Here is a 17,559-nt window from a genome sequence, read left to right on the forward strand (position 1 = left end):
GATCTACCAGCGGTCCCGTTCGTCATTCACCGCAGGGCCAGCACGCCCACCCGCGCCTGGACAGCGCCCCAGCCAGCCTTAACTTCCCGGCCTTGGCTCTTGAACAAATGCGACAGCCTCGTCGGCGAGGTGGACGAGGTCCTCGACCGGCATGGATCCGGGGGCCCGGCGCTCGCGCGCGAAGGTGTTGGCGAGGCGCTGGAGGAGCTCGTTGAGCGGGGTCGGTACGCCGTGCAGGCGGCCCAGCAGAGCGATCTCGCCGTTGAGGTGGTCGGCCTCGATGGTGCCGGTGCCCCGGCTGAGCGACTGCCAGGAGGAGCCGCCGCCGCGCGGGGCGCCGTCGAGGGGCACCAGGTCGACCTTGTGGCCGCGTACCGCCTTCTGCTCCTCGGCGCTCGCGTACGCGATCCCGGCGGCATCGAGCACGGACTCGCCTTCGGCGCGCACGCGCGCGTACAGTGCCGCGGCCCCGTCACCGGCGATCGGCCCGGCGACCGCCTCCAGCGCGTTGCCCAGGTTGGACAGGAGCTTGGCATACTGCCAACGCGCCACGTCCGGCACGACCGGTGCCTCGAAACGGGACTTCTCCAGGTCGGCGGCGACCAGCCGTACCGTGTCGTCGATGCCGTGCGGATGGCGGCCCAGGTGCAGGATGCCGGTCAGCGGGGCGCACGGGGCGGAGACGACGCCCGGCTCGACGAACGTGGACGGCAGCCAGACGCAGACGCCGTACACCCGGCGGAACACCCGCAGGGCGAGCCGCTGGCCCTCGACTCCGTTCTGCGCGCAGAACAACGGCAGCCGCTCGGCCGCCGTGCCACCGCCCGCGACCGGTGCCGGGCCCCAGGCCTGCAGCGCGCTCACCGTGTCCTGGGTCTTCACGGCGAGGACGAGAACGTCGTCGGCCCTCAACTCGCCCAGCTCGTCCGGCCCTTCGACGGTCGGCAACCGGTGGGTGTACTCGCCGTCGGGCACCTTCAGGCGCAGCCCGCCGTCCCTCAGCGCCGCGTGGTGCGCGCCGCGCGCGACCAGGACCACCTCGTGCCCCGCACCCCCGAGACGCCCGCCGGTCGAACCGCCGACGGCTCCCGCTCCGATGATGATGTAACGCATGGGAGGAGCCTCGCACAGTCGTGTGTACCTGCCATGAAGAGCCGGGTACTCGCCCGGTCACTCTCCCGTGAGTTCCACCAGTTTCACGACGGTGTTCCAGTTGCGGCTGGTGGCGATCACGCCTTTGTTGATACGGGATTTGGCGAGGTGGGCGGCTAGCTGGGAGCGGCCGAGGCCGTCCGGCGCGTACAGGTACAGGGCGCGGTCGCCGAGCCGGAACTCCTCGGGGAGGTAGGCCTCCCGGTCGATCTCCGCGAACCGTTCGGCGTCCACCGGGGCGGAGAAATAGGTGACGTGGAGCTGCTTGGCCTCCAGTTCGGCGGCCGGGAACGGGCAGGCCTCGGCGACCGCCTTGAGGTAGGCGTGGTCGCGCACGATCACGTCGACGGAGAAGCCGAAGTGCTTCTGGATCGCCTGCGCGAGTTCGGCGGCCAGGGACTCCTCGTCGCCGTGGCCGGACGCGAAGACGGCCTGGCCGCTCTGCAGATGGGTGCGGACGCCGTCGTAGCCGAGGCCGTTCATCAACTGCCGCAGTTCGGCCATCGGGAGCTTCTTCTTGCCGCCCACGTTGATCCCGCGCAGCAGCGCCGCATACGTCGTCGTCATGGCGCACACCATAGAGCGGCCGTCGTGCCCCGTGGGGGCGGGCACGACGGCCGCCGCGGTCCGCGCGGGCGGACTTCCCGAAACTCTGTCCGAACCCGGGGCTCCGGTTCAACCGATACACACACCTGTGACTTGTTCAACAAGGTTTCGCAATAACAAAGAGGAGCGATGCCGACGGACCGGACACCCCGATCTTCATCCCCGAGAAGCCCCGATAGATGTAAGGGGCCGAATCCTCCCCACCGGTGAGGCGTCGCGGTCCGAGGGGAGGACCCGCGCCGCTCGCACTTCACCGAGCAGCACGACGAGACGCTCTTATCCGGCCCATACCTTCGAAGCGAAAGGTGGCGGCAGGGGGCTGTCACCGGATACGAGGGGGCAGGCCCGTCATGGGGAACGGAGATTCGCGGGTGCGGGGCATAGCCGCCCGGGCCGGTGGCTGGAGCGCCCGGCACCGATGGGCTGCCGTCGGCATCTGGGTGCTGTTCGTCGTCCTGGCGATGGGGCTCGGTTCGGCCGCGGGCCGGGTCGACGTCAAGGAGAGCGAACAGCTCAAGGGCGAGACACACACCGCCGCCAAGATCATCGAGGATGCGGGGATCAAGGAACCTGCCGGCGAAACGGTTCTGATCCAGGCGAAGGCCGGGAACCTCAAGGCGACGGACGCCGAGTTCAAGTCCGCGGTCGACGCGGTCGTGAAGGCCGTCGACGGGACCGGCAAGGTCACGGACGTGAAGTCGCCGTACGTCACGCGCACGATCTCCAGGGACGGGCGCAGCGCACTGGTGCAGTTCGACATGCGCGGCGACGCGGCGACCGCGTACGAGCGCGTGGAGCCGGTGCTGAAGGCCGTCGCGGGAGCGCAGAAGGAGCACCGGACGCTGCGGATCGAGGAGATCGGCAGCGCCAGCATGAACAAGACGTTCAAGGACGCGTTCGGCGACGACTTCAAGAAGGCCGAGCTGTCCGCGGTGCCGGTGGCCCTCGGCATTCTGCTCATCGCCTTCGGTGCGCTGGTGGCCGCGCTGCTGCCGGTGGCGCTGGCGATCACCGCGATCATGGCGACGATGGGCCTGATGGGCGTCGTCAGCCATGTGATGCCGATGAGCGACACCGCCAACTCCGTGATGCTGCTGGTCGGTCTGGCGGTCGGCGTCGACTACTGCCTGTTCTATCTGCGCCGTGAGCGCGAGGAGCGCGCTGCCGGACGCGATGCTCAGACGGCCCTGCGGATCGCGGCCGCCACCAGCGGCCGGGCGATCGTCGTCTCCGGCATCACCGTGTGCGTGGCGATGGCGGGCATGCTGTTCACCGGGCTCGTCACGTTCCAGGGGATGGGGCTGGCCTCGCTGATGGTCGTGGCGGTCGCCATGGTCGGGTCGGTGACGGTGCTGCCGGCGCTGCTCTCGCTGCTGGGCGAGCGTGTCGAGAAGGGGCGGATTCCCTTCCTGTGCAAGGCGATGGAGCGCCGGGCCGCCCGCACGGGCGGGGAGAGCCGGTTCTGGACGGCGGTGCTGCGCGGTGTGCTCGCCAAGCCGCTGGTCTCCGTGCTCGTCGCGGCCGGTGCACTGCTGGCCGTCGCGGCTCCGGCCCTCGGCATGAAGACCCAGAACCTCACGCTGGACCAGGAGTTCGGCGACTCGCTGCCGATCGTGCAGACGTACAACCGGGTCAACGAGGCCTTCCCGGGCGGCTCCGAGCCGGCCGAGGTCGTCGTGAAGGCCAAGGACATCAACGCGCCCGAGGTGAAGTCCGCGCTCGCCGACTTCAAGGCGCGGGCGATCAGTTCGGGTGCCTCGCACGGCCCGGTCGAGATCAAGCTGCACGACGCACAGAACATCGCCTACGTGTACGTCCCGCTGGTCGGCGGCTCCGACCTGGACAAGGCGGGTGCCAGCCTGGAGAAGCTGCGCGACGAGGTGCGGCCGGCCACGCTCGGCAAGGTCGACGGCCTCCAGGCGCCGATCACCGGACAGGTCGCCGGCTCGCACGACTTCAACGCCCAGCTCGGCGGCGCGGTGGTCCCTGTCTTCGCGTTCGTCGTGGTCTTCGCCTTCGTGCTGATGCTGCTGTCGTTCCGCTCGCTGACGGTCGCGATCACGTCGATCCTGCTCAACCTGCTGTCGGTGGGCGCGGCCTACGGCATCCTCGTCGCCGTCTTCCAGCACGGCTGGGGCGCCTCGCTGGTGGGCGCGCAGGGCGTCGGCGCGATCATCACCTGGCTGCCGCTGTTCCTGTTCGTGATCCTGTTCGGGCTGAGCATGGACTACCACGTGTTCGTGGTCTCGCGGATCCGCGAGGCGCGGCTGCGCGGCCGCAGCACCAGGGATGCCATCCAGCACGGTGTGGTCACCACGGCCGGTGTCGTCACCAGCGCCGCGGTCATCATGGTCGCCGTGTTCGCGATCTTCGGCACGCTGTCCATGCAGTCCATGAAGCAGATGGGTGTCGGCCTCGCGGCCGCGGTGCTCATCGACGCGACGATCATCCGGGGCGTGCTGCTCCCGGCGGTGATGGCGCTGCTGGGCGAGCGCAACTGGTATCTGCCGAAGTGGCTGCACCGGCTGCCCGACCTGACGCACGACGAGTCGGCCGAGGTCATCACGCACCCGGTGCGGCGCGACGAGGGTGAGCGGCTGCGCGTCTGAAGGGGTTGAAACCCTCACCGACCGAGGGCCCGTCGGCCACAGGGGAGCCGGCGGGCCCTCGCCATGCCCGGAACTACCGTAGTCCTGCGGGAAGTTCGGCCTCGATCAGGTCGGCCGCCCGCCGAGTTCCCCCCTCCTTCGCCATGCCGGCCTGGACCTCCTTGAGGCGGTGGGCGACCTCGGGGTCGTCGACGAGGGCGAGGGCGGTCCTGCGCAGGGTCTTTGCGGTGGCCTCGGCGGTGGGGACGTGCCGGGCGACCCCCAGGGCCTGCAGCATGTCCGCGTTGCCGAACTGGTCGACGGCCTGCGGTACGGCGATCATCGGTGTGGCGGTGGCCAGACCCTCCTGGCTGCCGCCCGCCCCGGCGTGCGTGACGAACAGGTCGGCCTGCCGGAGCACCGCCAACTGCGGCACCCAGGAACGCACTTCCACGTTCGCCGGTACATCGCCGAGCGCCTCGGGGTCCACGCGCTTGCCGATCTGCAGGACGAGGTGCCAGCCGGGCAGGCCGCCGAACGCCTCGACACACTCCCGGTAGAAGCCGGGACGGTCGGTGAAGGTCGAGCCCAACGACACCAGCACCACCTTCTCGGCTCCGGCCGGCCGCTGCCAGTCGCCCTCCCTGGTGCGGTCGCCCTGGCAGGCGCCGACGAAGGTGTACCGGCTCTCGTCGACCCGGTCGGCGTGGGGCTGAAGCGCCTTGGGGATCAGGACGAGCGAGCGGTCGGGGCGGCCCGCGAAGTCGTCCGGGTGCTGCATGATCCCGTTCTCCTCCAGCCAGGCCGAAAAGCGCGCGTAGTACGCCCGCCCGCGTTCGGTCCGCCTCGGCTCCGCCCACATCGGCTCGGCGACCTCCTCCTCGTACCCCTCCCAGGCGACGAGGTTCGGCGAGAGCGAGATCGCGGGGACACCCCAGCGGTGGGCGAGGACGCGGGCCGGGTACGCCGTGATGTCGTGCAGCACGAGGTCCGGTACGTCCCCGGCGTAGGCCTCGGCCAACTGCGGCAGCGCCTGGATCGCGTCTTCGAGGAACAGCTCGACGTGGTCCAGCAGTTCGCTCCCCCACGCCGCCGGGTCCGCGTCGGGGCCCGGCAGCGTGGAGTTCCACGGCTTCGGCTCGGCGCCGGTCTCGGCGACCTTCTCCGCGAACGCCGGCGGAACGGCGTAGGTGACCCGGTGGCCACGGGCGACCAGCTCGCGGACCACCTCGAGGCTGGGGTTCACATGTCCGTGGGCGGCGATGGAGAACATGGCGAGGTGGGCGGGGCCGGCGTGGTGAGGGCGACTGGTCATGCGACCGACAGTAGGCGAGACGATACGTCTCGTGCAATTTGTTTAGGACCACGGGACCGAACCCCACCAGACCCTCCGCGTCACCCCCGACGGCGAAGTGTCCTCAAGCCGCCGGCCCCGCTCGCCGAGTACGCGAACGCTCAGCACGACCGGTACGTCCTCGCGGGGCCGGGTCGGCTTCCTCCATCGGGGCGCCGAGTGGGCCTACTGCGTCGCAGCCGATCGGGCGGTCGCCTACCGCGTACTTCGACGATCCGACCGGCACCGACCGGCATCGTGACGCTCGGGTGTCCCTGGGCGCGCCGTCCGATCGCGGCGGCAGCGTCGTGGCGAGTGGTCTTCTTGGTCTTGCATGCCGGTTGAGCTGCCGAAACCGCTTCTCGCGGCCGTGCCATCCGGCGACGGACGGCACCGTCCCCGCATCCCCGGACCACGGCGGACCACGGCGGACCACGGACAGGATCCGTGCGCGCCGGATGCGGAGCAGACGCGGGGACCAGAACGCCCAGCACCGTTCGGGGCGTTCGGCTGAGCATGAGTTCCGGCAACAGGCCTCACTCCGGCTCAGCCTCCAGGAACGGTATGCACCGTCAAGGCAGTACACACACGGTCCGACCTGTGCGAATGCGAGACTGGGCCGGTGGGTGGCGGGATCTCGACGCCGTTCACCGATGCATACGCGGACGTGGGAGGAAGGCGATGGACGAGTCACGGGCACGCTACGTACTGGCCGCGGCGCGGGTGCTGCCCGGCCCGGCGCGGGACGCACGGCTGCTCGCCCTGGGCGAGAACGCGGTGTTCGCCTCCGGCGACCTGGTCGTCAAGGTGGGCCGCGACGCCGAACTCCTGGGCCGCGCGCGCCGCGAGCTGGACATCGCGCTGTGGCTCGCCGAGGCGGGCGTCCCCGCGGTGCGGGCGGCGGAGCCCAAGCCACTGCTGGTCGAGGGGCACCCGGTGACGGTGTGGCACCGGATCCCGGATGCCGTACGGCCGGCCGAGCCCCGGGATCTGGCCGAACTGCTACGGGTCGTCCACGCACTGCCCACACCCCCTGTCGATACCGTCGAACTGCCGCCCCGTGAGTTGCTGGGCGGTGTGGAACGCTGGCTGCGGCTCGCGGGCGACGCGATCGACCCCGCGGACGCGGCGTATCTGCGCGAGCGCCGCGACGGGTTCGCCGCGGCCGCCGCGGCACTCACTCCGCATCTGCCGCCCGGCCCCATCCACGGCGATGCGCTGCCCCGCAATGTGCACGTCGGTCCGGACGGGCCCGTTCTGGTCGACCTGGAGACCTTCTCCGCCGATCTGCGCGAGCACGATCTGGTGGTGATGGCGCTCTCGCGTGACCGCTACGGGTTGCCTGCGGCGGCCTATGAGGAGTTCACCGAGGCGTACGGGTGGGATGTGCGGGAGTGGGAGGGGCGCGGTGTGTTGCGCGGTGCCCGTGAGACGGCGAGTTGTGCGTGGGTCGCGCAGCATGCGCCGAGCAACCCCAAGGCGTTGGTCGAGTTCGAGCGCAGGGTGGCGTCGTTGCGGGACGGCGACGAGGCGGTGCGGTGGTATTCGTTCTGAGCGCCTATTGATCGGGGGCTTGTTGTTGTCCGGCGACTGCGGGTTCTGTGTGGCTGATCGCGCCGTTCCCCGCGCTCCTATGGGGCGCGGGTTCACGGAGGGGCCATGTGCCGTCGACCACCGCGGTGGGGTCTCCCTTGCGGCGCAGGAAGTTCTGGAAGTCTGCTGCCCACTCCGCGTACCACTCGATCTGGCGGAGGTGGAGTTCCGCCGGGCCGAGGGCTGCGATTTTGGGGTGGCGGGTGGCTATGGCACAGGCCAGGCCGGCTGCGGCCAGGGCGTCGGCGGAGGCGTTGTGGGCGGCGTCGAGGGTGACGCCGTATTCCGTGCAGACCGCTTCGAGGTTGCGCTTGCCGCGGCGGTAGCGGTCGACCCAGCGGTCGATGGTGTACGGGTCGATGACCGGGGCGGGGTCGAGGCCGCCCAGTCGGTCGCGCAGGGACGGCAGTCCGTATCTGCGCAGTTCCGCGGAGAGCAGGCTCAGGTCGAAGGCCGCGTTGTAGGCGACGACCGGGACGCCCGTCCTCCAGTACGTCGCCAGGACGTCCGCGATGGCGTTCGCCACCTCGTCGGCCGGGCGGCCCTCCGCCGCCGCCCGTTCGTTGCTGATGCCGTGCACCGCCACGGCGTCCGCCGGGATCTCCACGCCCGGATCCGCCAGCCACTCCCGGTGCCCTATGGGCTGTCCGCCCCTGACCTCGATCACGGCCCCCGTGACGATGCGCGCCTCACGCGGATCGGTCCCGGTCGTCTCCAGGTCGAAGCCGATCAGCAGCTCCCGGTGCCAGCCCATGCGTGGCCCCCCTTCTTGGTGGTGCTTTCCCCCAGTGGTCTCCACCTTCCCATGGGCCACTGACAATCCGAGGACCGCATTCCGCTTGGCCGCGGCGACAGTTCAGGACACAGGCCGCGAATCCGCCCAGGATGTTTCGAACTCCTCGCGGTATGTCGGGAAGAGCCCGCTCTCGACTCCCTTGTCCATGTCCTCCGGCTTCACCACCCGGCTGCCGTTGCGCAGGACCAGCACCGGAGCCTCCATGCCGCGCGAGCGCCGCAGATAGGACTGCACGACGGCGACGCCGTCCGTGCCGTCGCCGTCGACGAGGTAGGCCGCGAAGCGCGGGGTCTCGTCGTAGACCTGGATCTCGAAGGCGGCCGGGTCGCGCAGCCTGGACCGGACGCGGCGCATGTGCAGGATGTTCATCTCCACCGCGCGGCTCAGCTCGCCGCGCTTCATGCCCAGTTCCCGCTCACGCCGTTTCACCGCGCTGGAGGCCGGGTTGAGGAACAGCAGCCGGACCCGGCAGCCCGCCTCGGCCAGGCGTACCAGCCGGCGCCCGGAGAAGTTCTGCACGAGCAGGTTGAGGCCGATGCCCACGGCGTCGAGGCGGCGGGCGGCGCCGAAGATGTCCTCGGCCGGGAACTGGCGCAGCAGCCGCACCCGGTCGGGGTGTACGGCGACCACGTCGGCGTACCGGTCGCCGACCAGTTCCTCCACCGCGTCCACGGGCAGCCGGCGGCCCGACGGCACGTCCCCGGCCGCGCCGAGGATGTCCAGCAGCTTCGCCGAGGCCCGCTCGGCCTGGTTCAGGACGGCCTCGGACAGGGCCCGGTTGCGGGAGACGACGTTGCGGGTGACCTCGAGCTCGTCCAGGGCGAGTTCGACGTCGCGGCGGTCGTCCACGTACGACTCGAAGCAGGGCCAGTGCTGCACCATCAGCTCACGCAGCTGGGGCAGGGTGAGGAAGCTGAGCACGTTGTCGTCGGCCGGGTCGAGCAGATAACCCTTTCGGCGGCTGACCTCGCGTACGGCGACCGCGCGCTGCACCCATTCCTGGCCGGCCGGCCCGGCCGCGGCGACCACCCAGTCGTCGCCGTGGACGGGTTCGTAGATGGGCCGCAGAACAGCGGCCACGACCGCGCGCAGCCGCTGCTCGACGAGGTTCAGCCAGATGTAGGCCCGCCCGGCTCGCTGGGCGCGCGTACGCACCTCGCGCCAGGCGTCGGCATCCCAGTCCAGCTCCGGCCCGATCGAACTCGTCGCCATCGGCCGGGCCAGGGACACCGTGCCGGGCGGGACATCTGTGGAGTGCCCCTCGTGACCCTCGTCACCAGGGGGCAACTCCAGCCCTCCCGACCCCACCCGCGCACCGCCTTCCGCTCCCCTGAGCATCCCCGTGTCAACGATCAAGGAAGGGTACTCCGGGAGCAGTCAGCGGTGCAGCCGGATGGACAGGTCGATTCTCAACTGCCTTAGTGCCAGTGCCCGTTCTGAGCGGCCAGAGCGGGCGGAGTGAGCGGATTCATAGCCGTGACGTCACGCGGGGCGATGGAGAAGCCCTGCCAGTGGACCGGCATCGGCTGCTGGTCCTCGTCCCGGGCTATGTGGTGGAAGCCCACATTCACCCAGACTATGGGGTGGGTGAGCGTCTGCCCGTTGACCCATGTGTCGACGGACTTGCCGTGTCCGGCACCGCAGTTGAGCGGGTTGCCGCTGGCGTACTGCTCGCACTTGTTGTACTCGGTGAAGTACACGTCGTGCTGGGTGAAGCTGCGGCCCAGATACTTCGCGGTGGGACCCTGGACGATCTCGTACGAGCGCGGGTGGTCGTCGTTGTTCTTTCCGGCCGTGCTGACCACACGCCACCAGCGCATGTCCTTGGCGTCGCCCGCGAGTTCCTTGGTGACCTTGGTGAGGGTCGTCTTGTTGGTCGGCGCCTGCTGGCCGCCCACCGGAGCGCTGACCTTGGAGTCGTACTGCTCGATCCTGGTCTTGGAGGACCCGTCGAGGCCGAAGTCGAGCCGCCAGAAGATGTTGTGGCTGTGGCTGGTGGCGTAGGCCTTGGCGCCCTTGCCGATGGGCCAGCCGCGGCCGTCGCCCGCGTCGTAGTCGTCGGGCGAGAGGCTGCCGGTGGCGCCGGCGTTCATGCTCATCGTGCCGTCGTCCTGGAAGCGCCACTCGGTGATGTACTCGTACCAGCCGACCTTGTTGACCGTGTAGAGGAGCAGGTCGGTGCCCTGCGCCTGGTAGGTCTTGTTGGCGTCGGACAGCAGGTGGTAGGCGTGGCCGCGGGAACGGGTCGTGGCGCACAGGCCGTTGACGTCCGACGAGTCCGAGTAGAAGGGTTCCGCGACCTTGACCGTCTTGATGGTGCCGCCCGGGCATTCGTCGGGCGTGAGGTTCAGCAGGCCGTTGCCGAAGTTGTAGTCCGTGATGTCGTTGTACTCGACGCTGCCGTCGTCGTACGGCACGTCGATCTGGGCGAGTCTGGCGCTGTTGAGGACCTTGATCGGCTGGGGCTCGCCGGGCGGCTGGTAGGAGATGTCGTCCAGGACGACTCCGGACCTGCTCTCGAAGCGCCAACACATCCGCCAGGTGGTACCGGAGGAGAGCTTCTGCTCGATCTGGTAGGCCGCGCTGCACTGGGGGGCCGCGGCGGCGGCCGCCTCCTTGTGCTGGGCGAAGGCCGGTGCCGCTGCCGTGCCGCCGAGGGCGAGCCCGACCGCGAGCGGGCCCGCCAGGGCCCGCCTGCGCAGCGCACTGCGGCGGGCACGGCTGTCTCTGTTGACGTGCATGACGAAGTGACTCCCTTACAGGAGAAGCAAGTGTGAAAAGTGAACGGAGCCCGGCTCAGCCGAGCTTGACGACCTTGCGGGCGCTCAGGTCGACCACGAAGTCCCGGGTGTCGATCCAGGCACCGTTCTTGACCTTCGGGAAGAGCCGGGTGCAGCGGTGCTCGCCGCACTTGCCGAGCTCGGCCGGCTTCACGCCCGGGGTCGCCCGGAACACCATGCTGGTGAGCGTCAGCTGGTCCGGGGAGGTGAGTTCCTTGCCCGTGGCGTCCTTGTAGTCCGCCTTCAGGCCGGCGCCCAGCGGGTCGGCGATCAGCAGCCGGGCCGCCTCGGTCTGCTCGGCGATGCTGAGCGGCGGCTGGACGTCGTGCTGGGTGCTCGTCTCCTCGACCTTGCCGGTGTCCAGGTTGACGGTCCTGGTGACGACGCTGTCGCTGCGGTAGTCGTAGAACGTCACGTCCGCGCGCCGGGGCGCGTTCGCACTGTCCGGCTGGTCGGTGTCCGGCTCGGTCAGCTCCACGGTGAGGCGCTGCGGGCCGCGGGCGCCCTTGACGTTCTCACCGGAGTTCAGCAGTTGCCCGCTCAGCGCGATCTTCTCGACACGCTTCGTCTCGTCGTCGGTCAGCGGATCGAGGCCCTTGCCCTTCTCGCCCTCGGCCGGCGCCTGCTCGACGACACCCGGAGCGGGCTTGCCGTTCGCCTGAGCCGCCTGCCGGGCCTGCCCTGCCCTGGTCCCTCCCGAATCGTCGGCCCCCGCCGTCCCCGGCAGCGTGATCCCGACCATCACGGCAGTTCCGGCCACCGCTGTGGCCGCACCGGCCACCACCTTGCCCAGATGGCGGTGCACTATCTTGCGCACATTTGCCCCCTACTCCCCCTTAGTCCCCGGGAGTACTTTTCTGCCCCACTGATTGGCATACTGCATTGACATACGGCGTATGCACAGGTCGCTCGGTAAGAGGGACGTAAGTCATAGGTGGTTCCATCACTTTCGGGGACACTCGACGCCAAGGCGCCCCCTGGGGCGCGCTCCACCTGAAAGAGTCGTGTCCATGCAGGTCTGGCCTGGCGAGGCGTATCCGCTCGGTGCCACGTACGACGGCGCCGGCACCAATTTCGCGGTCTTCACGGAGGCCGCGGACCGAGTAGAGCTGTGTCTGGTGCACGACGACGGCTCGGAAACGGCGGTGGAACTGCGCGAGAGCGACGCATTCGTACGGCACGCGTACGTGCCCGGCATCATGCCGGGACAGCGCTACGGCTTCCGCATGCACGGTCCGTACGCCCCCGAGCGCGGTCTTCGCTGCAACTCGGCGAAGCTGCTGCTCGACCCGTACGCGAAGGCGATCAGCGGCAAGGTCCGCTGGGGCGAGGAGGTCTACGGCTACCACTTCGACGCGCCCGACAAGCGCAACGACCTGGACTCGGCGCCGCACACGATGACGTCGGTCGTGGTGAACCCGTACTTCGACTGGGGCGACGACCGGCGGCCGCGGCGCGGCTACCACGAGACGGTGATCTACGAGGCCCATGTCAAGGGCCTCACCATGCAGCATCCGGGGCTGCCCGAGGAGCTGCGCGGCACCTACGCGGCGCTCGCGCACCCGGTGATCATCGAGCATCTGGTGGAGCTCGGCGTGACGACGCTGGAGCTGATGCCGGTGCACCAGTTCGTCAATGACCACCGGCTGGTCGACATGGGCCTGAACAACTACTGGGGCTACAACACGATCGGCTTCTTCGCCCCGCACAACGCGTACGCCTCCTGGGGCGACCGGGGCCAGCAGGTCCTGGAGTTCAAGTCGGCGGTCCGGGCGCTGCACGAAGCGGGCATCGAGGTCATCCTCGACGTGGTCTACAACCACACTGCCGAGGGCAACCACCTGGGCCCGACGCTGTCCTTCAAGGGCATCGACAACCCGCAGTACTACCGGCTCACCGACGACCCGCGCTACTACATGGACACCACGGGCACCGGGAACTCGCTGCTCATGCGGTCCCCGCACGTCCTGCAACTGATCATGGACTCGTTGCGCTACTGGGTCACCGAGATGCACGTCGACGGCTTCCGCTTCGACCTCGCGGCGACCCTGGCCCGCCAGTTCCACGAGGTGGACCGGCTGTCGTCCTTCTTCGACCTGGTGCAGCAGGATCCGGTGGTCTCCCAGGTGAAGCTGATCGCCGAGCCGTGGGACGTGGGCGAGGGCGGCTACCAGGTGGGCAACTTCCCGCCGCTGTGGACCGAGTGGAACGGCAAGTACCGCGACACCGTACGGGACATGTGGCGCGGCGAGCAGCGCGCGCTCGCCGAGTTCGCGTCCCGGCTGACCGGCTCCTCGGACCTCTACCAGGACGACGGGCGGCGCCCGCTCGCCTCGATCAACTTCGTCACCTGCCACGACGGTTTCACCCTGCACGACCTCGTCTCGTACAACCAGAAGCACAACAAGGCCAACGGCGAGGACAACCGGGACGGCGAGAGCCACAACCGGTCCTGGAACTGCGGGGAGGAGGGCGAGACCGACAACGCCGAGGTACTGAAGCTGCGGGCGCGTCAGATGCGGAACTTCGTCGCGACGCTGATGCTCTCCCAGGGCGTCCCGATGATCAGCCACGGCGACGAGTTCGCACGCACCCAGCGCGGCAACAACAACGCCTACTGCCAGGACAACGAGCTGGCCTGGGTGAAATGGCTGGACCCCGACGCGGAGGAGGACGGGTCCGACGGCGAGCTGCTGGCCTTCACGCGCGCGATGGTGTGGCTGCGCAAGGACCACCCGGTCTTCCGCAGACGCCGCTTCTTCCACGGACGCCCGGTGGAGGGCACCCACGACGAGCTCTCGGACATCGCCTGGTTCACACCGGAGGGCAAGGAGATGACCCAGCGGGACTGGGACTCGGCGCCGGCCTCGGCGCTGACGGTGTTCCTCAACGGCAACGCGATCTCCGAGCCGGGTACGCGCGGGGAGCGGATCACCGACGACTCGTTCCTGCTGATGTTCAACGCCTCGCCGAAGACACTGGAGTTCGTGGTGCCCGTCAACCACGGCCGCCAGTGGGAGGTCGTGGTCGACACCGCCCGCTCGGACGGGGTGCCGCCGCACACCGGCCCGAAGGTGCAGGCGGGCGAGCGGCTGACACTGGTGGACCGCAGTCTGACGGTGCTGCAACGGCCGGTCTAGGTCAGCTCCAGGCCCTCTTCCTGCGTCGGTGTGGTCGGCTGCTCGTCGGGTACGCGCGCGTGGTCGGCGGGTTCGGTGGTGGGCCCGGTGTACGAGGACGGGCGCGCCGTCAGGGCGATCGCGCAGGCGAGTGCGGCAAAGGCGGCCGCCGGACCGTACGACTCGGCTAGGCGGCCGGTGACGGCGACCGCGAGGGCCTGGCCGCCGACGAGCGCACTCGTCGCGTACGCCATCACCTCGGCCGGCCGGGTGGGCGGCACCGCCCGCTCGGTGAGGCCGAACACCGTGATCAGGTGCGGGGCGTAGGCGGCACCGAGGAGGGTGACGACCGCATGGAGGACGCCCATGCTCTGCGTCCACAGCAGGGGCAGCGGGAGCAGGAAAGCGTCCGCGGTCGCCGCCCGCCGACGGCCCGCGAGGGGGATCCGTGCGGGCACGGCGGCCGTGGAGAGGCCCGCCACCGCGCTCATCACCCCCATGGCGGCGTACACGAGACCGGCCTGCTCCTCCTGTTCCAGCCGCTCGGCGAGAGTGGCACGGAGGGGGTGCACGGAGCGGGGCATACGGGAGCGCGGGACGCTCCGGGCCGGACGGCCGCGCCGTGTCGCCCTCGCCGTCGGGCGCAGTGCGAAGCCGCTGCCGCACAGGGCCACCAGGAGTGCTGCCGCGCCCAGGGCGTCGGCGGGGTGGGCGAGGACGGTGGCCAGGCCGACCAGGGCCGGGCCCAGGAGGAAGGGGCTCTCGTCGAAGGTGCTCTCCGAAGGAGAGGGTCCCGCCGACCGTGGACTCGGGGGCGGCGGACCGGCGGACCGGCGCCACCGGACGGGCGCTGCCCAGGGAACCGATCAGCTGCACGGTCGCGCCCGCCACCGCCCCGAGGAGCGCCGGCAACGCGACGAACAGGCCGGCGAGGGCACCCGCGGCGATCACGGTGGCGTCGGCGAGCGAGAAGACGAGCACGACCGTCCTCCGGCCGTGCCGGTCGGCGAGCCGCCCCACCAGCGGACCGCAGGCCACCTGCCCGGCCGTCGGCGCCCCGCCGGTCAGTCCCGCGGCGGCGAGCGACCCGCCATCGTCCGACGCCGGCCACGCGTGCGTGCACCCGTGGAGGGGACGATGACACGAAGGGCGGCAGGGCGGGTACGTAGGTTTGCATGACACCTGAGCGACCCGACCCCCTGCTGCCCACGGCCACCTACCGGCTGCAGCTGCAGCCCGAGTTCCCGTTCGCGGCCGCGGCGGCCGCCGTGCCGTATCTGGCCTCGCTCGGCGTCTCGCACCTGCACCTGTCCCCCGTCCTGGAGGCCGTACCGGGCTCGGCGCACGGCTACGACGTCGTGGACCACGCGCGCGTGCGTGAGGAACTGGGCGGCGAGGAGGGGCTGCGCACGCTGGCGCGCGCCGCGCGGGAGCACGGTCTCGGTCTGGTGGCGGACATCGTGCCGAACCACATGGCCATGGCTCCACGCCACAACCACGCCCTGTGGGAGGTGCTGCGGGAGGGCCCCAAGTCGCCGTACGCGCGCTGGTTCGACATCGACTGGGAGGCGCAGGGCGGCCAGGTGCTGCTGCCGGTGCTGGGCGGCCCGCTCGGTTCGGTCATCGGTGAGCTGCGGGTCGACGGTGACCTGCTGCGCTACTACGACCACGTGTTCCCGCTGCGCGAGGGCACCGAGGAGCTGCCGCTGCCGCAGCTCCTGGACGCGCAGTGGTACCGCCCGGTGTGGTGGCGGCTGGCCCGTACCGAGCTCAACTACCGGCGTTTCTTCAGCATTTCGGAGCTCATCGGGGTGCGGGTCGAGGACCCGGAGGTGTTCGAGGCCACGCACGCGAAGATCCTGCAGCTGCTGCACGAGGGCGTGCTCGACGGTCTGCGCGTCGACCATCCCGACGGGCTCGCCGATCCCGACGCGTATCTGCGGCGGCTGCACGAGGCGACCGGTGGCCGTTGGACGGTCGTGGAGAAGATCCTGTCCGACGGGGAGCCCCTGCCGGCCTCCTGGCCCGTGGCGGGCACCACCGGCTACGACGCCCTGCGGCACATCGACGGCCTCTTCACCGATCCGGCCGGGCTCGGGGAACTCCTCGGCCAGTACCGGCGGTTCGCGGCCCCGCAGACGGACCGCGGCGGCGACTGGGCGGCGACGGTACGGCGGGCGGCGTACAAGGTGCTCACGCACGAGCTGGCCACCGAGACGGACCGGCTGACCCGGGTGGCGAGCAGACTGTGCGCCGCCTCGCCGGACCCCGCGCTGCGCGACCGCGCTCCCTGGGCGCTGCGCACGGCGCTGCAGGAGCTTCTGGTCCGCCTGGAGGTCTACCGGCCGTACGCCTCGGGGGACGCGGCCTGTGTGGTCACCGAGGAGGCCGCAGCCGAGGCCCGGCTCGCCTTCGTCGTGCCCGAGGAGGCCGGCGCGGTCGACGTCGTACGGGATCTGGTCCTCGGGCGTCATGGCGACGGGCCCGACCATGTGGAGTTCCGGGCGCGGTTCGCGCAGACCGCGTCCGCGCTGCGGGCCAAGTCCGTGGAGGACACGGCGTTCTACCGCTATGTGCCGCTGCTGTCGGCGACCGAGGTGGGCGGCAACCCGGGGAGCCCTGCGGTGTCCGCGGAGGACTTTCACGCCTACTGCGCGCGCGTGCAGCGCGACTGGCCCGCGACCGGGACCGTCGTGTCGACGCACGACACGAAGCGCAGTGCCGACGTACGGGCGGCGCTGGCCGTCCTCACCGAGTGCCCGCAGCGCTGGGCGGACGTGCTGGCGGAGGTGACGCGCGCGGATGAGGGCGTGCCGGACGCGCAGGTGGCGTGGGCGGCGTGGCAGACGGTGTTCGGGCTCGGTGCGGCGGCCGGGGAGCGCGTTCAGCAGGCCCTGTTGAAGCATGTGCGCGAGGCGGGGCTGCTGACGAGCTGGACGGAGCAGGAGCCCGCCTACGAGGAGGCGGTGGCGGCGTTCGTCGCGGCGGGTCCCTGCGGGGCTCCGGGCGGGCACGTGGTGGCCCTCCGCAGTGCGCTCGCGCCCCACATCCGGGCGAACGTGCTGGGCACCGCCCTGGTCCAGCTGACGATGCCGGGCGTGCCGGACGTCTACCAGGGCACCGAGGGCGAGTACCTGGCGCTGGTGGACCCGGACAACCGGCGTCCGGTGCGGTTCCCGCCCTCCGCGGATCCCGGCGAGAAGGGTTCGGTGACGGCTGCGGCGCTGCGGCTTCGTGCGCGGCGGCCCGGGGTCTTCGGGGAGGGGGCGACGTATGCGCCGCTGACCGCCGAGGGCCCGGCGGCGGCCCACTGCGTGGCGTTCGCGCGCTCCGGAGAGGTCGTCACGGCCGTGACGCGGTTGTCGCTGCGGCTGGCGGAGTCGGGGGGCTGGGGGGACACCGTGCTGCCGCTGCCGGGCGGGCGCTGGTCCGATGTGCTGTCTCCCGGACGGGAGTTTGAGGGGCACGCGCGCGCGAGGGAGCTTTTCGGGCGGCTGCCGGTGGCTTTGCTGGAGCGGGTTGCCGCGGACTGAGCCTCCGCGGGCTGCGTGGCTTTGCGGCTCCGCCGCGGGGGTGCGACAGGTCTTCAGCC

The 17,559-nt window shown here is 70.7% G+C and carries 11 protein-coding genes and 2 pseudogenes; 5 read left to right on the forward strand and 8 right to left on the reverse strand.

Annotation, left to right across the window (positions count from 1 at the left end):
- Positions 1-78 precede the first annotated feature (78 nt).
- Both AB0N07_RS06485 and AB0N07_RS06490 read right to left on the reverse strand, forming a co-directional pair.
- On the reverse strand, positions 79-1,113 hold the full coding sequence (locus AB0N07_RS06485) for a 2-dehydropantoate 2-reductase N-terminal domain-containing protein (protein ID WP_365832693.1): 1,035 nt from the start codon (positions 1,111-1,113) through the stop codon (positions 79-81).
- A gap of 57 nt (positions 1,114-1,170) precedes the next feature.
- The gene (locus tag AB0N07_RS06490) at positions 1,171-1,719 is read right to left on the reverse strand and encodes a DUF1697 domain-containing protein (RefSeq protein ID WP_365832695.1); all 549 of its coding nucleotides are present in this window, start codon (positions 1,717-1,719) and stop codon (positions 1,171-1,173) included.
- 389 nt (positions 1,720-2,108) lie between these two features.
- On the opposite strand from AB0N07_RS06490, the gene AB0N07_RS06495 reads away from it, so the two are divergent.
- Positions 2,109-4,367, forward strand: a complete 2,259-nt coding sequence (locus AB0N07_RS06495; RefSeq protein ID WP_365832697.1) for an MMPL family transporter — start codon at positions 2,109-2,111, stop codon at positions 4,365-4,367.
- Positions 4,368-4,440: 73 nt separating this feature from the next.
- Here AB0N07_RS06495 and mgt read toward each other — a convergent pair.
- Positions 4,441-5,713, reverse strand: a pseudogene (gene mgt, locus AB0N07_RS06500) (macrolide-inactivating glycosyltransferase).
- Positions 5,714-5,725: 12 nt separating this feature from the next.
- Between mgt and AB0N07_RS06505 the strand changes: the two are divergent.
- Both AB0N07_RS06505 and AB0N07_RS06510 read left to right on the forward strand, forming a co-directional pair.
- A pseudogene (locus AB0N07_RS06505) lies at positions 5,726-5,905 on the forward strand (IS200/IS605 family accessory protein TnpB-related protein); the annotation flags it as partial.
- Between the two features lie 455 nt (positions 5,906-6,360).
- Positions 6,361-7,233 (forward strand): aminoglycoside phosphotransferase family protein, encoded by an 873-nt coding sequence (locus AB0N07_RS06510; RefSeq protein ID WP_365832699.1) that lies wholly within the window; start codon positions 6,361-6,363, stop codon positions 7,231-7,233.
- 4 nt (positions 7,234-7,237) lie between these two features.
- On the opposite strand, the gene AB0N07_RS06515 is transcribed toward AB0N07_RS06510, so the two are convergent.
- The 4 genes from AB0N07_RS06515 to AB0N07_RS06530 all read right to left on the reverse strand — a co-directional run bounded on the left by AB0N07_RS06515 (position 7,238) and on the right by AB0N07_RS06530 (position 11,665).
- Positions 7,238-8,026 (reverse strand): 3'-5' exonuclease, encoded by a 789-nt coding sequence (locus AB0N07_RS06515; RefSeq protein WP_365832701.1) that lies wholly within the window; start codon positions 8,024-8,026, stop codon positions 7,238-7,240.
- A gap of 102 nt (positions 8,027-8,128) precedes the next feature.
- Positions 8,129-9,406 (reverse strand): SAV2148 family HEPN domain-containing protein, encoded by a 1,278-nt coding sequence (locus AB0N07_RS06520; RefSeq protein WP_365832968.1) that lies wholly within the window; start codon positions 9,404-9,406, stop codon positions 8,129-8,131.
- An 80-nt stretch (positions 9,407-9,486) separates the two neighbouring features.
- Positions 9,487-10,809, reverse strand: a complete 1,323-nt coding sequence (locus AB0N07_RS06525; protein ID WP_365832703.1) for a copper amine oxidase — start codon at positions 10,807-10,809, stop codon at positions 9,487-9,489.
- A gap of 55 nt (positions 10,810-10,864) precedes the next feature.
- Complete coding sequence (locus AB0N07_RS06530; RefSeq protein WP_365832705.1) at positions 10,865-11,665, reverse strand: Tat pathway signal sequence domain protein; 801 nt, start codon at positions 11,663-11,665, stop codon at positions 10,865-10,867.
- Positions 11,666-11,858: 193 nt separating this feature from the next.
- Here AB0N07_RS06530 and glgX point away from each other — a divergent pair, with 193 nt between their 5' ends.
- Entirely contained in the window at positions 11,859-13,988 is a 2,130-nt protein-coding gene (gene glgX, locus AB0N07_RS06535) for a glycogen debranching protein GlgX (RefSeq protein ID WP_365832707.1), read from the forward strand.
- Here the strand turns inward: glgX and AB0N07_RS06540 are convergent.
- Positions 13,985-14,539, reverse strand: coding sequence for a hypothetical protein (locus AB0N07_RS06540; protein ID WP_365832709.1), 555 nt, complete (start codon positions 14,537-14,539; stop codon positions 13,985-13,987). The genes glgX and AB0N07_RS06540 overlap by 4 nt on opposite strands.
- Before the next feature lie 603 nt (positions 14,540-15,142).
- Here AB0N07_RS06540 and treY point away from each other — a divergent pair.
- Entirely contained in the window at positions 15,143-17,500 is a 2,358-nt protein-coding gene (gene treY / locus AB0N07_RS06545; RefSeq protein WP_365832711.1) for a malto-oligosyltrehalose synthase, read from the forward strand.
- Positions 17,501-17,559: the final 59 nt, after the last annotated feature.

It is taken from the genome of Streptomyces sp. NPDC051172, from assembly GCF_040682555.1.
Taxonomy (GTDB): Bacteria; Actinomycetota; Actinomycetes; order Streptomycetales; family Streptomycetaceae; genus Streptomyces.

Excerpts from the sequence above, each read along its gene's own strand:
- AB0N07_RS06525 (WP_365832703.1), bottom strand. The coding sequence starts at position 10,809 with ATGCACGTCAACAGAGACAGCCGTGCCCGCCGCAGTGCGCTGCGCAGG.
- AB0N07_RS06485 (WP_365832693.1), bottom strand. The coding sequence starts at position 1,113 with ATGCGTTACATCATCATCGGAGCGGGAGCCGTCGGCGGTTCGACCGGC.
- AB0N07_RS06490 (WP_365832695.1), bottom strand. The coding sequence starts at position 1,719 with ATGACGACGACGTATGCGGCGCTGCTGCGCGGGATCAACGTGGGCGGC.
- treY (WP_365832711.1), top strand. The coding sequence starts at position 15,143 with ATGACACCTGAGCGACCCGACCCCCTGCTGCCCACGGCCACCTACCGG.
- AB0N07_RS06495 (WP_365832697.1), top strand. The coding sequence starts at position 2,109 with ATGGGGAACGGAGATTCGCGGGTGCGGGGCATAGCCGCCCGGGCCGGT.
- AB0N07_RS06510 (WP_365832699.1), top strand. The coding sequence starts at position 6,361 with ATGGACGAGTCACGGGCACGCTACGTACTGGCCGCGGCGCGGGTGCTG.
- AB0N07_RS06515 (WP_365832701.1), bottom strand. The coding sequence starts at position 8,026 with ATGGGCTGGCACCGGGAGCTGCTGATCGGCTTCGACCTGGAGACGACC.
- glgX (WP_365832707.1), top strand. The coding sequence starts at position 11,859 with ATGCAGGTCTGGCCTGGCGAGGCGTATCCGCTCGGTGCCACGTACGAC.
- AB0N07_RS06520 (WP_365832968.1), bottom strand. The coding sequence starts at position 9,406 with ATGCTCAGGGGAGCGGAAGGCGGTGCGCGGGTGGGGTCGGGAGGGCTG.